14 protein-coding genes and 2 pseudogenes are annotated in these 12,699 nt (G+C 73.5%); 9 read left to right on the top strand and 7 right to left on the bottom strand.

Annotated features, from left to right (window positions below):
* Positions 1–93 precede the first annotated feature (93 nt).
* Together ACRDTB_RS34235 and ACRDTB_RS34230 are read left to right on the top strand one after the other, a co-directional pair.
* Positions 94–276 carry a hypothetical protein gene (locus ACRDTB_RS34235; protein ID WP_431436372.1) on the top strand — a complete coding sequence of 61 codons (183 nt, stop codon included), beginning with the start codon at positions 94–96 and terminating at the stop codon, positions 274–276.
* A 251-nt stretch (positions 277–527) separates the two neighbouring features.
* Positions 528–656: pseudogene (locus tag ACRDTB_RS34230) on the top strand (hypothetical protein); the annotation flags it as partial.
* Here the strand turns inward: ACRDTB_RS34230 and ACRDTB_RS34225 are convergent.
* Positions 638–802, bottom strand: coding sequence for a hypothetical protein (locus tag ACRDTB_RS34225; RefSeq protein WP_431436371.1), 165 nt, complete (start codon positions 800–802; stop codon positions 638–640). The pseudogene ACRDTB_RS34230 and the gene ACRDTB_RS34225 sit on opposite strands and share 19 nt — an antisense overlap.
* A gap of 8 nt (positions 803–810) precedes the next feature.
* On the opposite strand from ACRDTB_RS34225, the pseudogene ACRDTB_RS34220 reads away from it, so the two are divergent.
* A pseudogene (locus ACRDTB_RS34220) lies at positions 811–1,017 on the top strand (ABC transporter permease subunit); the annotation flags it as partial.
* A gap of 128 nt (positions 1,018–1,145) precedes the next feature.
* On the opposite strand, the gene ACRDTB_RS34215 reads toward ACRDTB_RS34220, so the two are convergent.
* Together ACRDTB_RS34215 and ACRDTB_RS34210 are read right to left on the bottom strand one after the other, a co-directional pair.
* Positions 1,146–1,979 (bottom strand): ABC transporter permease, encoded by an 834-nt coding sequence (locus ACRDTB_RS34215; protein ID WP_431436373.1) that lies wholly within the window; start codon positions 1,977–1,979, stop codon positions 1,146–1,148.
* Positions 1,980–2,149: 170 nt separating this feature from the next.
* Positions 2,150–3,766 (bottom strand): UGSC family (seleno)protein, encoded by a 1,617-nt coding sequence (locus tag ACRDTB_RS34210; RefSeq protein WP_431436370.1) that lies wholly within the window; start codon positions 3,764–3,766, stop codon positions 2,150–2,152.
* A 73-nt stretch (positions 3,767–3,839) separates the two neighbouring features.
* Between ACRDTB_RS34210 and ACRDTB_RS34205 the strand changes: the two genes are divergently transcribed.
* Positions 3,840–5,000, top strand: coding sequence for a CaiB/BaiF CoA transferase family protein (locus ACRDTB_RS34205; RefSeq protein WP_431436369.1), 1,161 nt, complete (start codon positions 3,840–3,842; stop codon positions 4,998–5,000).
* Between the two features lie 28 nt (positions 5,001–5,028).
* Here ACRDTB_RS34205 and ACRDTB_RS34200 read toward each other — a convergent pair whose 3' ends face one another.
* Positions 5,029–5,925, bottom strand: a complete 897-nt coding sequence (locus tag ACRDTB_RS34200; RefSeq protein ID WP_431436367.1) for an LLM class flavin-dependent oxidoreductase — start codon at positions 5,923–5,925, stop codon at positions 5,029–5,031.
* A 63-nt stretch (positions 5,926–5,988) separates the two neighbouring features.
* Between ACRDTB_RS34200 and ACRDTB_RS34195 the strand changes: the two genes are divergently transcribed.
* Genes ACRDTB_RS34195 through ACRDTB_RS34185 form a run of 3 tightly spaced genes read left to right on the top strand, consistent with a single transcriptional unit; the run spans position 5,989 to position 7,849 of the window.
* Positions 5,989–6,510, top strand: a complete 522-nt coding sequence (locus tag ACRDTB_RS34195) for a UGSC family (seleno)protein (protein WP_431436366.1) — start codon at positions 5,989–5,991, stop codon at positions 6,508–6,510.
* Positions 6,504–7,556 (top strand): hypothetical protein, encoded by a 1,053-nt coding sequence (locus ACRDTB_RS34190; protein ID WP_431436365.1) that lies wholly within the window; start codon positions 6,504–6,506, stop codon positions 7,554–7,556. The genes ACRDTB_RS34195 and ACRDTB_RS34190 overlap by 7 nt, the downstream gene beginning before the upstream one ends.
* 50 nt (positions 7,557–7,606) lie before the next feature.
* Entirely contained in the window at positions 7,607–7,849 is a 243-nt protein-coding gene (locus tag ACRDTB_RS34185) for a NifU family protein (protein WP_431436363.1), read from the top strand.
* A gap of 137 nt (positions 7,850–7,986) precedes the next feature.
* On the opposite strand, the gene ACRDTB_RS34180 is transcribed toward ACRDTB_RS34185, so the two are convergent.
* Together ACRDTB_RS34180 and ACRDTB_RS34175 are read right to left on the bottom strand one after the other, a co-directional pair.
* Positions 7,987–8,901: a quinone oxidoreductase family protein gene (locus tag ACRDTB_RS34180; RefSeq protein WP_431436362.1), complete on the bottom strand. Its 915-nt coding sequence runs from the start codon at positions 8,899–8,901 to the stop codon at positions 7,987–7,989.
* Complete coding sequence (locus ACRDTB_RS34175) at positions 8,898–10,373, bottom strand: MmgE/PrpD family protein (RefSeq protein WP_431436361.1); 1,476 nt, start codon at positions 10,371–10,373, stop codon at positions 8,898–8,900. The genes ACRDTB_RS34180 and ACRDTB_RS34175 overlap by 4 nt, the downstream gene beginning before the upstream one ends.
* 42 nt (positions 10,374–10,415) lie before the next feature.
* Between ACRDTB_RS34175 and ACRDTB_RS34170 the strand changes: the two genes are divergently transcribed.
* A complete protein-coding gene (locus tag ACRDTB_RS34170; protein ID WP_431436360.1) occupies positions 10,416–11,426 on the top strand; it encodes a hypothetical protein in 1,011 nt (336 codons plus the stop codon).
* A gap of 12 nt (positions 11,427–11,438) precedes the next feature.
* Here ACRDTB_RS34170 and ACRDTB_RS34165 read toward each other — a convergent pair whose 3' ends face one another.
* Positions 11,439–12,461, bottom strand: coding sequence for an alpha-hydroxy acid oxidase (locus ACRDTB_RS34165; RefSeq protein WP_431436359.1), 1,023 nt, complete (start codon positions 12,459–12,461; stop codon positions 11,439–11,441).
* 26 nt (positions 12,462–12,487) lie between these two features.
* Here ACRDTB_RS34165 and ACRDTB_RS34160 point away from each other — a divergent pair.
* Positions 12,488–12,699 (top strand): hypothetical protein (locus ACRDTB_RS34160; RefSeq protein ID WP_431436358.1); only part of this gene is annotated, 212 nt, incomplete at its 3' end.

Raw genomic sequence — 12,699 nt, 5'->3', positions numbered from 1 at the left:
ACGCCGCGCTCGCGCTCGGCGTCGTGCACCTGCTGCTCGAGAGCGGCACGTTCGACCACGACTTCGTGACGGTGGACGAACGGACCGTTCCTCGTGGACACCGCGACCGGCCGCTTCCTGCGTGAGGACGGGGACTTCGTCGTGTGGGACGGCGCCCGGCCGGTGCCGGTGGACGTCACCCGGCTGACCGGTGTGTCCGAAGTGGACCTGCGACGGCTCGCGGAGTTCGTCGCGGACGGTCCGCTGTGCTACGACACGTACAACGGCGTCGAGTAGCACACCGACACCGCACAGACGAGCCGCGCGCTGGCCGTGCTCTACGCGCTGACCGGCTGGCTGGAGGCACCGGGCGGCAACGCGCCCCGGCACGGCGTCGCCGCCTACGACTTCTACGACGCCGCCCTCGACGGCCGGCCCCACCCGGTGCGCGGGCTGGTGGCGTTCGGCGGCAACGCCCTGCTGCGGAACGGGACAGCCGGCGTGGCCGGGACGCGTTGCGGTCACTGGACTTCCACGTGCACGTCGACATGGTCGAGAACCCCACGGCACGGTTCGCCGACCTGCTGCTGCCGGCCGCGAGGCCGTGGGAATCGCCCGGGCTCGCCACCTCGTTCGGCGGCGGGCCGGCGACCCAGGCCTACGCCCAGTACCGGGCGCCCGCACTGGCGCCGCGGCACGAGTCGCGGCCGGACATCGAGATCATCGCCGACCTGGCGGTCCGCTCGTGGTGTGGTTCGGTTTCGGGCTCGAGTACAAGCTCGTGGTGGTTGGCCGCGATCTTCCCGGTGCTGCTGAACACCATGGCCGGGGGTGCGCTCGGCCGACCCCGCGCTGGTGCGGATGTCCCGGTCCTTCGGCGCGTCGCCGGCCCGGGTGCTGGCGACCGTCGTGCCCGGCGCCGTTCCGCACACGCTGACCGGGATTCGGCAGTCGGTCGCCCACGGGCTGACCGGCGTCGTGGTCGGCGAGGTGTTCTCGGCCGGGACCGGGCTCGGGTACGTGCTCAACGAGTCGGCGCAGCTCTTCCGGACCGACCGGCTGTTCGCCGTGCGTGGTACTGCTGGCGGCGACGGCGACCGTGCTGAACGAGCTGATGGTGCGGTGGGAGGCCCGCCTTTCCCGGTGGCGGGATGTGCCTGGCGAGGTCAGCGGCCGGCGCGCTTCCAGCGCATGACATACACCTCGGTGAGGTTCAGCAGGGCGTTCATGATCGTCGCGATGAGCATCAGGACCACCAGGGCCGCCATGATGCCCGCCGTGTTGAACGCGCCCGCCGCGGACATCAGGATGTAGCCGATGCCGCGGTTCGACGCGATCAGCTCGCCCACCACGGCACCGACGAGCGCGTAGGGGATCGCGAGTTTCAGGCCCACGTAGATGTAGGTCAGCGAGCCCGGCAGCACGACCTTCCGGATCATGTCCCGCCGCTTGGCGCCCATCACGCGCAGGACGTCCATCAGCTCCTCGTCGGTCTCCCGGACGCCCGTGTAGGTGTTCCAGAAGACCAGGAAGAACACGATCACCGCGGTGAGCACGACCTTCATCTCCAGGTCGATGCCGAACCACAGCACGAACAGCGGCGCGAGCGCCAGCTTCGGCAGGCTGTAGATCGCCGTGATGAACGGGTCCAGGAGCCGGCCCAGCAGTGGGATCAGGCCCAGCACGAAACCCATCACGATGCCCGTCGCCGCACCGAGCAGGAACCCGTACAGGGTCGCCTGCAACGTGATACCCACGTTGTCCAGCAGGTAGCCGCTGGTGATCCAGTCCTGCAGCTGCGCCCAGATCTCCGTGGGCTTGCTGACGAAGAACTCGATGTCGAACGCGCCGGCGACGAACTGCCACAGCAGCAGCGCCATGATCAGCACACCGACCCGCAGCCCGGCGATGGTCAACGTCGAGCGCTTCTGCGTGTCCCGGTCCTCCAGGCGGTCGTCGGCACTGACCGCCGGCGCCATGCCCTTGCCCTCGGTCATCATCGCCACGTCAGCAACCTCCGTCGCTATCGCCGGACGAGGCGGGGCCGGCGACGGCCCGCGCCCTGACCTGTCGGAATACCATATATTATGAGTCTGCCTTGGTCACGACTTCGGCCGCGAACAGCCCAGCCCACCGGACGATCCGGAACACCTGTGCCCTCCTTTGTGGACTAGTGCTGGTCCACGGCCCTGGTCACCGCGTGCGAATAGCCCCACGGCACGGCGACCTGCGAGGCCGGGCCCTCCCCGCCGGTCACCGCGACGAGCAGGCTCGCGGCGTCCGGCACGACGGGGACCCGGTCGGCCGCGTCGAACCAGGTCGGCCAGATCGGGGCCAGCCCGCGACCGCGCAGGTCCGCCCGCGGGTTGCGGGCGGCGTCGAACAGGAACTCCCGGACGTCGCGCCGGGACCAGCCGGCCGCCGCGAGCAGGCGCGCGTGCTCGGGGTTGAGCAGCAGCAGGGTCTCCGCGGTCGCGACATACGCGGCGTTCGAGCCCAGCGTCGCCATCGAGCTCGCGAACGTGCCGAGCAGGCGGGCGGGGTCGGCACTCTGCTGGTCGAGCATGTTGTGCGGGCCCTCGCACTTGAGGACGGTGACCGTGGTCGAGTCCGGGAAGCCGAGGTCGGCGTGCAGGCCGGGCCACGGGCTCGCCGCCAGGTTCTCCGCGCAGCAGTACGTGTACTCCGCGGGCGAGCCCTGCGCGGTGAGGTCCGCGCCACCGGGGACGGCGCCGAGCAGGAACGAGTAGCCCAGCGCGACCGCACGGCCGGTGGTCGCGTTGGCCTCGAACCCCGGGCCGAGCGCGCCGCGGCCGGCCTCGTAGCCGTACCGCCCGGCGTCCGGACCGCTGACGAACACGAGCGTGCCGCCCGGGTGGGTCGTGATCGCGGCCTGGAACAACCGGAACTCGGGTGCCGCCATGGCGTCGTACGCGGCGAACACCACCGGTGCCCACCGCGGCCGGCAGCCCGCCGCGACCGCGACGGCGGCGACCTCGCGGGCGGTCACCGGGGTGTCCCGCGGCGGAATCGCCGGCCAGACCGGGGCCCGCGGGTCCCGGCCGGCCAGGAACTCCTCGACGCGCCGCGGCGTCGGCGCGACGAGCGGGAGGCCGTCGCCGAGCAGGCTCTTCCGCATCACGGCCGTGAACTCCGCGGACGGGTCGTCGCCGTCGAGGGACAGCAGCCCGGACGGCTCCGCCGGCGAAGGCGCGGCGATGGCCCGCGCGGCGAACCTGTCGTGCAGGTGCGCCGCCCGCCCGGTCAGGCCCTCGAGGATGTCCTCGAGCACGTCCTTGACCTCCGCGGCGACCTCGTCGCGGGTGGCCGACCGCAGCGCGCGGAGGCTGGTGACCGGCAGCCCGGGCGCCATGCGTGCCGCGGCCGCGAGCGCCTGGCGGCCACCGATGTCGGTGGTGACCACCGATGTCGGCACGCCGAGGCGCTCCAACTCGGCCGCGACGATCGCGGTGGGCTGGCTGACGCCCCAGTCGCCGAGCGCGAACACGACCCCGGCGACCTCCTGGTCGCGGACCCAGCGGGCGACCTCGGTGAGGCGCTCGCCGGTGCCGCGCAGCAGGTCGTCGGTGTGGTGCACGACCTCGGCGTCACCGCCGAGCGCCGTCTCGACGACCTCGAAGATCGCGCGGTAGGGGCCGTAGTCGGGGGCGAGCTTGCCGTTGTCGAACAGGATCACCCGGCGGCCGGCGAGGCTCGGGCGGCGCGGGGCGAGCGGGGCCGGGCGCGCGGGAGCCGGTATGCGGGGATCGATCACCTGAACCGCCACGTCGCCGCCTTCCTCCGGTGGATGCTCTAAAATATATTCTAGCTAGCATCGGCACAAGGCTACGGAGGCACGGTTGGGACCGTTGAGCGGACTGCGCATCGTCGAGCTGGCCGGCCGCGGGCCGGGGCCGTTCGCCGGCATGATGCTGTCGGACATGGGCGCGGAGGTCGTGCGAGTGGACCGGCCGGGCGGCGACCGGCACATCCAGGCCCCGAATCCCCGGCTGGAGCTGGTGGTGCGCGGGCGAAAGTCGGTGCTGGTGGACCTGAAGCACCCGGCCGGCGCGGACGTGGTACTGCGCCTGACCGACCGGGCGCACGCGATCTTCGAGGGCTTCCGGCCGGGCGTCGTCGAGCGGCTGGGCATCGGCCCGGACGTGTGCCTGGCCCGCAACCCGGCGCTGGTGTACGGCCGGGCGACGGGGTGGGGGCAGACCGGTCCGCTGGCGTCGTCGGCGGGGCACGACATCAACTACATCGCGCTCGCCGGGGCCCTGGAGCCGATCGGCCGGGCGGGCGGGCCGCCCGTGATCCCGCTGAACCTGGTCGGCGACAACGCGGGCGGGATGCTGCTGGCCTTCGGACTGGTGTGCGCGATGCTCGAGGCGCGCGAGTCCGGGCGCGGTCAGGTGGTGGACGCGGCGATGGTCGACGCGGCCTCGCTGCTGATGACGCAGTTCCACGGCCGCCGCCGCAACGGCACGTGGCGCGACGAGCGGGGCACGAACTACCTCGACTCGGGCGCGCCGTTCTACGACGTGTACGAGACCAGCGACGGCCGGTGGGTGTCGATCGGCGCGATCGAGCCGAAGTTCCACGGCGAGCTGTTCCGCCGGATCGGCCTGGACCGCACGGGCCTGGCCGACCCCATCGCCCAAGCCGACTGGCCCGAGCTGCGCACGCGGCTGACGACGCTGTTCCGGACCCGGACGCGCGCGGAGTGGACCGAGCTGCTGTCCGAGTCGGACTCGTGCTTCGCGCCGGTGCTGGGCCTGCCCGAGGTGGCGTCGCACCCGCATCACGTGGCCCGCTCGTCCTTCGTGGAGGTTGCCGGCGTGCCACAGCCCGCACCGGCGCCACGCTTCAGCCGCACCCCGGGCGCGGTGTCCGCTCCCCCACCGGCCCCCGGCGACGACTCGCCACGGGTACTGGCGGAGTGGGGCTTCACGGCCGAGGAGATCACCCAGCTGACGGAGTCGGGCGCGGTGCCAGGAAGGACGCCTTCCGGACGTTGAACGTCAGCAAGGCGTCCTTCCTGGCTCGTCAGCGTAGGTGTGGGACGACTTCCTCGGCGATGAGGCGCAGCATCGCGTCGGCCTCGTCGCGGGGGCAGGCGATGCGGAAGATCACCACGTCCACGCCCGCCTCCAGGTACTCACGCAGCCGCGCCACGCATTCCGCCGGCGTGCCCGCGATCAGGTACTTGTCCACGAAGGCGCTGAAGTCCTGCCGATAGGTCCGGCCCACCCGCTCCGCCGCCATCGTGCGCGCCCGGTCGCCGGAACGGTCGACCGTCGTGAAGGCGAACAACGCGGTCCGCCCCGACCACCCGGCCGGGCCGGCCAGCGACGCGATCTCCACCCGGCCCGCCGCCACCTGCTCGGGCGTGCGCAGGTACGGCAGCCACGCGTCGCCCCATCGAGCGGTCCGGCGCAGGGCCGCGCGGCGGCGGCCGGCGATCCAGATCGGCAGCTTGCGCGCGGGACGCGGGGCGATCGTGACGTCGCGGAACGTGGTGAACCGTCCGTCGACCGAGACGTCGGCGGACGTCAGCAGGCGGTGGATGACGTCGAGCGCCTCGTCGGTCCGCGCGCCGCGGGACGTCACCGGCACGCCTGCCGCCTCGAACTCCTTCGGGTACTCGCCGCCGATGCCGACACCGAGGGTGAACCGGCCGCCGCTGACCGCGTCCAGTGACGCGGCGAGCTTCGCGGCCATGGCCGGCTGGTACAGCGGCAGCAGTGTCACCGCGCTGACGAGCTTGATCCGCGACGTCACCCCGGCCGCGTGCGCGAGCGAGATGAACGCGTTCGTGGTCGGGCCGTGGAAGGTGAGGTGCTCGCCGCACGCCAGGTAGTCGAAGCCCGCGTCCTCGGCCAGCCGCGCGAACGCCGCCGGATCCGAACCGGACTGCAGGGTCACGCCGAACTCGGTACTCACGATCATCTCCACCCGCAAACCGGCTGCTAGAGTGCCGACTATAGGATAGATAGGAGGACCGTCGTGGTCGACATCCTGATGCCCTACGCGGAACGGCCCGCGGGTGACACCGGTCTCACCGCGCCTCGGCTGTCCACACTGCACGGACGCACGGTCGGCATCGTCAACAACAGCTGGCGGTGCATGAACGTCATCGCCGACGAGCTCACCTCGGTGCTGCGGGACGACTACGGCGTCGTGCGGGTCGTCGAGCGGCGCATCTCGGCCGCGCAGACGCTCCCCGAGGACACCCTGGAGGCCATGGCCGCCGACTGCGACGCCGTCGTGGTCGGCATCGGCAATTGAGGCTCCTGCACATCGTGGTGTATCCACGATTCCGTTGAGCTCGAACGGCGTGGCGTGCCGTCGGTGACGCTGTTCACCGAGGTCTTCGCCGGGCTGGCGATGGCCGTCGCCACCGGCGCCGACGCCACCGACCTACCCCGGGTGATCCTCCCGCACCCGCTCAACGACAGGCCCGAGCCGGACATCCGGGCCGTGCTGCGCGAGCGGGTAGCCGCGATCGTCGAAGGGCTGACATGCTGACGTCCACCGAGCTGGTGTCCACTGTGGAGGATCTACCGGACGACGTGGAGGCCGTCAGCGCGTGGCTCCACGAACGCGGCCACACCGACGGCCTGCCGGTCGTGCCGCCCACCCGCGAGCGCGTGCTGCGGATGCTCACCGGCACCACGCGCGACCCCGCCGCGTCGCTCGGCACCGTACCGCCGACGAACGGCGCGGCCACGGTCGAGAAGCTCGCGATCAACGCGGTCATGGCCGGCTGCCGCCCGGAGTACCTGCCGGTCGTGCTGACCGCGTTCGACCTGTTGCTGGAACCGGGTTTCCAGCTCGCCGGCATGCAGCCGACGACGAACCCGCTCACCCCCATGCTGATCGTCAACGGCCCGATCCGCCGGCGCATCGGGCTGAACTGCTCGACCGGGGTGATGGGCCCCGGGTGGCAGGCCAACGCCACGATCGGCCGCGCCGTGCGGCTCGCGCTGATCAACCTCGGCGGCGCGCTGCCGGGCGAGGTCGACAAGTGCACGCAGGGCTTCGTCGGCAAGTACACGCTGTGCGTCGGCGAGAACGAGGAGGACGGTCCCTGGGCGCCGCTGCACACCGAGCGCGGGTTCGCCGCGGACCAGGACGTGGTCACCGTCGTCGGGGTCAACGCGGCGATCAACATCCACGACTCCAGCGACGACTGGCGCGACGTGGTGAAGACGCTGTGCGGCAGCCTGCCGAGCCTCGGCACGCCGAACGTCGTCGATCCACATGCGACACCGGTACTCGCGCTCAACCCGCTGCACGCGCGGATCCTGAGCGACGGCGGGTTCGGCAAGGCCGAGCTCACGCGGCACCTCGTCGAGCACACCACGCTGCCGCCCGACGCGCTGTCCGAGCGGCGCTCGCACCTGCGCCGGGCCGAGGGCGCCGACGACTACCTCGTCGACGGCCGGATCCCGATCGTCAACGACCCGGAGTCGCTGCTGGTCGTGGTGACCGGCGGGATGAGCGGCGGGCACTCGTGCTTCCTGCCGGCCGGGCACTACGGACAGGCCCGGTCCGCCACTATTGCTATATGATATGGGCAATTGGTGGCGCCGGTGGCCACCGCCGCGAGAGGAGTCGACCCATGCAGCAGGCCGTCGAGAAGGCCCTGGACAACGTGCGGCCCGCACTCGCCGCGGACGGGTTCGACCTGCGGCTCGGCTCGATCGAGTCGGACAACTCGGTGCGGGTGGTGCTCGAGGCCAAGCCGGACGCGTGCATGGAGTGCCTGGTGCCGGACGCGGTGCTGGTGGCCATCCTGGACAAGGCCATCCGCGACGAGGACCCGGGCGTCGGCCAGGTGCACGTCGACAAGGTCGGCTTCTAGACCGCCTCCCCGGAATTTAAAGTGTTCGTTGCGTTCCAGCGAATAGTGGCGGTCGGGCGGTTGGTTGGTCGCTGGGTGGCGTCACGGTCCCCTGGGGTTACGTTGGTCGGTGCGAGACTCTTGCACGATGATCGTTCCTAGATCGCGAGCACCAGCTTGCCGGTGGCGCGGCGCGTGACGAGGCGCTCGTGCGCCTCGTTCACCGCGGCCAGCGGGAGCACGTCGTCGATGACGACCCGGACCTGCCCGCCGGCGAGCAGCTCAAGGCATCCGACCAGCGCGTCGCGCACGTCGGCGGCGGGCATCGCCAGGCTCGCGTGCCCGCGCAGCGTCACCGACTTCCGGTACAGGGTCGCGTAGTCGATCTCGCCGCGACCGCCGGCGCTGACCCCGAACACCGTGACGCGCCCGCCGCCCGCCACCGCCGTGACCGCCGCACCGGTGAACGCCCCGCCGAGCCCGTCGAGCACCACGGTCGGCTCGAGCTCCCGGACGGCGTCCCGCAAACCCGCCGCGTCGCAGGCGATCACCCGCTCCGCGCCGAGGTGCTCGGCGTCCGCCGGGTCGCTCGCGTGGGCCCACACCGTGGCGCCGGCCGAGCGCGCGAGCTGGACGGCCAGCGTGCCGACCCCGCCGCTCGCGCCGAGCACGAGGACCCGGTCCGCGGCGGTCACCTCCCGGCCGACGAGGGCCCACGCGGTCACCCCGGCGAGCCCGACCCCGGCCGCGTGCACGGGATCCACGCCCTGCGGCAGCCGGACCACGCCCTTGGCCGGCACGGCGACCCGCTCCGCGTAGGTGCCCGGACGGCGCAGCCCGAGCCCGGCGCCGTACACGACGACCGGCCCGGAGTCGGCGTGCCCGACCCCGTCGCAGCCGGGTACGAACGGCAGCTCGACCCGTCCGGCGCCACCGTCGCGCAGCCGCACGTCGATCGGGTTGACCCCCGCGTGGCTCAGCCGCACGAGGACCTCGCCCGCGCCCGGCTGGGGATCGGACACCTCGTCGATCCTCAGTGGACTCCGGAACGCGTGCAGCCGCGCGGCCTTCATGCCGGCACCGCCTTCGCCCGCGCCAACAGTCCGGCCAGCCGACCCGGCGCCGGGTCCCGCTCCAGCCCGCGCACGGCCGCGACCAGCTCCTCGACCACTTCGCGGTCGGCCGGCGACGAGCCCCACGCCGCGCAGTCCCACACCTTCGCCTCCACCGCGTCCCAGCCCATCGGGTTCTCCGGATGTCCCAACGGAAACTCCGAGCGCCGGGTGATCACCGCACCGCCGGCCAGGTGCACGTCGACGGTGACCGGCATCGGGATGACCCGCCCGGCGGCCCGGTCGAAGCCCGGGTCCAGCACCGGCTCGACCCGGGCCGCCAGCGCCAGGATCTCCGGGTCGCGGACCGCCGTGTCGATCAGGCCGGCGAGCGTGACCGAGCCGCGCACGGCCGTGAGCGCCACGACGTACGGCAGGCTGAACTGGGCGTCCATCGGCGAGGCCGGCGTGCGCCGCCGCTCCAGCGGGTGCACGACCTCGTCCCAGCTCTCCTGGCTGTTGACGTGCACGACGATCCGCTCGATGTCGCCCGGCGCGAGCCCGCTGGTGGCGGCGAGCGTCGCGCCGACCGCGTTGTGGGTGATCCGGCAGACCGGGTACGGCTTGGTGCTCGCGCCCGCGCACTCCCACCGAGAACCGAGGTCCGCGACCACGACCGTCCGGTCGTACGAGCCGCCGTGCCAGTAGCTCAGCCAGCCGTACTCGCCCTCCAGGATCTCGTGCGGCCCGGTGATGCCGAGCGCGGCCAGGTCCGCGGACTGCACGGCGGTCTGCGCCGTCACGCCCTGCTGGACCCGGATCGCGAGCGTGGCCTCCTTGATGGCCTGCTGGTTGCCGGCGAGCGCGGTATAGGCGTTGCCCAGCGCGTCGAGCGCGCGAGACTCGTCGAGCCCGCGCAGCAGCGCCGCGACGAGGGCACCGCCGAGCGCGCCGCACTGGTAGGTGAACGACCAGCCGCGGGGCCGGTGCTTCGGGCCCGCGACGTGGTACTCGGGCGCGAGACCCAGCCGGCACATCACCTCCTGCGCGGCGACGAGCGCGGTCAGCAGGCGGGCGCCGTCGACACCGCCGCCGTCCTGCGCGGCGTCCTGCTCGGCGATCGCGAGGGCGATCGGCGCGGTGGCCACAGTCGGGTGCAGCAACGCCTTCTCGTGCACGTCGTCGAGCTCCAGCGCCCGGCTGATCGTGGCGTTGAGCAGGACCGCGTGCGGTACCGACGTCTTCTCCGGGCGGCCGATCACGCTGCTCACCGGGCGCCCGCCCCACGCGCCGACCGCGCGGAGCAGCTCCGGGACGCCGTCGGCCTGGGTACCGGCGAGGGCCGCGGCGACGAGGTCGAGCAGCCGGCGCTTGGCGCCGTCGGCCACCGGCTCGGGGACGTCGGCGAGCGTGAGCCCGCCGGCCCAGCGGACGAGGTCGACCATCGCGTCCTGGTCCAGCACGTTCGGCCCAAGTACGTTCGGCGCCGCCATCGGCCACCACCTCTCGTCGGAATGGCTATATCATATCCAGCCATGGAACTGCCGCCCCTGCCGCGAACCCTGCGCGCCGATCCGGCCGAGGACACCGAGACCGTCACCGGCTGGCTGACCACGCTCGGCGTCGGCGACGGGCACCCGGTGATCCCGCCGACGGCGGTCCGGGTCGAGTCGATGCTCGGCGGCTGGGACCCCGACGAGTCCCTCGGCACCCTCGCGCCACTGCGCCGCGAGGTCACGGTCGCCGACGTGGCGGTGTGCGCGGTGCTCGCGGGCTGCCGGCCCAGCGCGCTGCCCGTGCTCGTGGCCGCGGTTCGCGCCGTCCAGGACGACCGGTTCAACCTGCTCGGCATCACGACGACCACGGGCAGCGCGGCCGTCGGGGTCGTGCTGCACGGCGCCGCGGCCACCGCGGCCGGGGCCGGCGCGGGTCCGAACTACCTCGGGCCCGGCCACCCGGCGAACGCGACGATCGGGCGTGCCCTCGCGACCCTGATCCGGGTGGTGGGCGCCGCGGTGCCCGGGTCGATCGACGTGGCGATCGCGGGCCAGCCGGCGAAGTACGGGCTGTGCTTCGCCGAGCTGCCGGCCGGACCGGGCTGGCCCGACCTGGGCACCGAGCGAGGCGGCGAGGTCACCGTGCTCGGCGTGTCCGGCACGGTCGAGGTGGTCGACGCGGTCAGCCAGGCCCCGGTGGACCTGCTCGACACGCTGGCCGCCGCCCTGCTGCTGCCGGTGGCCGCCGGCCCCGACGGCCGCACCCTGGGTTCGGGCGAGCCCGTGGTCGTGCTGCCGCCGGAGTGGGTGGACCGGCTGCGCGCGGCCGGGTGGGACAAGAAGGGCGTCCGCGCGCACCTGTGGGAGCGGGCGCGGATCCCGGCCGACCGCCTCGGGCCGGGCATCGCCGGCCGGGCCACCGCCGACGTGCTGGCCGCCGCGCTCGCGCCCGAGGACATCACGCTGCTGGTCGCGGGCGGCCCCGGGACGAAGGCCACGCTGCTGCCGACCTGGTCCACCAGCCGCTCGGTCACCGTCCCGCTGCCCTGACCCCATGCCGGCTCAGCCGACCAGGCCGGGGAGGTCGGCCAGGGTCCGGGCGCCCAGCAGAGTCATCGTGCGACGGGTGTCCGCCACCAGACCGTCGAGCACGGACGCCACGCGCTCCTGGCCGCCCACCGCCAGCGCCCACATCACCAGCCGTCCAACGAGGACCGCGTCGGCCCCGAGCGCCACCGCCGTCAGCACGTCCGCCGCTCGCCGCACCCCGCCGTCCAGCAGGACCGCCGCCCGCCCGCCGACCGCGTCCACAATGGACTCCAGGACGTCCAGCGGGGCCACCGCGCGGCCGAGCTGGCGGCCGCCGTGGTTGGAGACCACCACGCCGGCCGCGCCGTGCTCGACGGCCCGCACCGCGTCCTGCGGCCGCAGAATCCCCTTCACCACCACGGGAAGCCCGCAGGCGGCCGAGACGAGCCACGACACGTCCGGCCAGCCGATGTCGGCCCGGATCGCCGACACGTAGCCGTGGTGTGCCGCGTCGATCGCCGGGTACGGCTCGAAGTTCGCGTTCCGCCAGCCCGTGCCGCCGCGAGACCGTCGATCCCGCGGGCGGTGGCCGACCACCGGCGCGTCGACCGTCAGCACGATGGCCTGGTAGCCCGCGTCGACCGCGCGGGCCACCAGGTCGGCGCTCACCCCGCGGTCGGTCAGCAGGTACAGCTGGAACCACCGGGCCCGCCCGCCGATGTCCTCCAGCGGCACGCTCGACCCCGTGGCCAGCACGAACCCCAGCCCCGAACCGGCCGCGGCGCCGGACGTGGCGTGCTCGCCCTCGGCGCGCACCAGCCGCTGCATCCCCATCGGGGCGACGAGCACCGGCGCGGCCAGCCGGCAGCCGAGCACCTCGGCCGCCGGGTCCGGGTCCGCCGCGCCGGCCAGCACCCGCGGGCGCAGCGTTCGGCGGCGGAACGCGGCGAGGTTGCCGGCCAGCGCGACCTCGTCGTCCGCGCCGCCCGCGACGAAGTCCGCCACCTCGACGGGCAGCACCCGGCCGGCCTCCGCCGCCAGCTCCTCGACCTCCACGAGCCGGTAATCTATCGTATATTCTCGTGGACACGCCCCGGATCATCGCCCTCGGGCAGGGCTACGCCTGCCGGTTCGCCGTGGACACGCTGCGACAGGCGGGCTTCGCGGTCGCGACGGCGGGCGAGCTCGCCCGGTTCGACGTCTGCCTCACCGACGACCTCGAGCCGCTCGCCCCGCTGCTCGGCGGCGGCGAGCCGTGGCCGGCGGCGCTGCGCGGGCTCACCCTGGTCGAGCT

The sequence above is a fragment of the Actinophytocola sp. genome, from assembly GCF_050699935.1.
In the GTDB taxonomy this organism is placed as follows: domain Bacteria; phylum Actinomycetota; class Actinomycetes; order Mycobacteriales; family Pseudonocardiaceae; genus Actinophytocola.
This window is presented reverse-complemented; position numbering and strand designations above follow the sequence as displayed.

Bases quoted from the DNA above. Each gene is read 5' to 3' on its own strand.
- ACRDTB_RS34185 (WP_431436363.1), top strand. From the start codon at position 7,607: ATGCAGCAGGCCGTCGAGAAGGCCCTGGACAACGTGCGGCCCGCACTC.
- ACRDTB_RS34175 (WP_431436361.1), bottom strand. From the start codon at position 10,373: ATGGCGGCGCCGAACGTACTTGGGCCGAACGTGCTGGACCAGGACGCG.
- ACRDTB_RS34215 (WP_431436373.1), bottom strand. From the start codon at position 1,979: ATGATGACCGAGGGCAAGGGCATGGCGCCGGCGGTCAGTGCCGACGAC.
- ACRDTB_RS34225 (WP_431436371.1), bottom strand. From the start codon at position 802: ATGGTGTTCAGCAGCACCGGGAAGATCGCGGCCAACCACCACGAGCTT.
- ACRDTB_RS34190 (WP_431436365.1), top strand. From the start codon at position 6,504: ATGCTGACGTCCACCGAGCTGGTGTCCACTGTGGAGGATCTACCGGAC.
- ACRDTB_RS34180 (WP_431436362.1), bottom strand. From the start codon at position 8,901: ATGAAGGCCGCGCGGCTGCACGCGTTCCGGAGTCCACTGAGGATCGAC.
- ACRDTB_RS34170 (WP_431436360.1), top strand. From the start codon at position 10,416: ATGGAACTGCCGCCCCTGCCGCGAACCCTGCGCGCCGATCCGGCCGAG.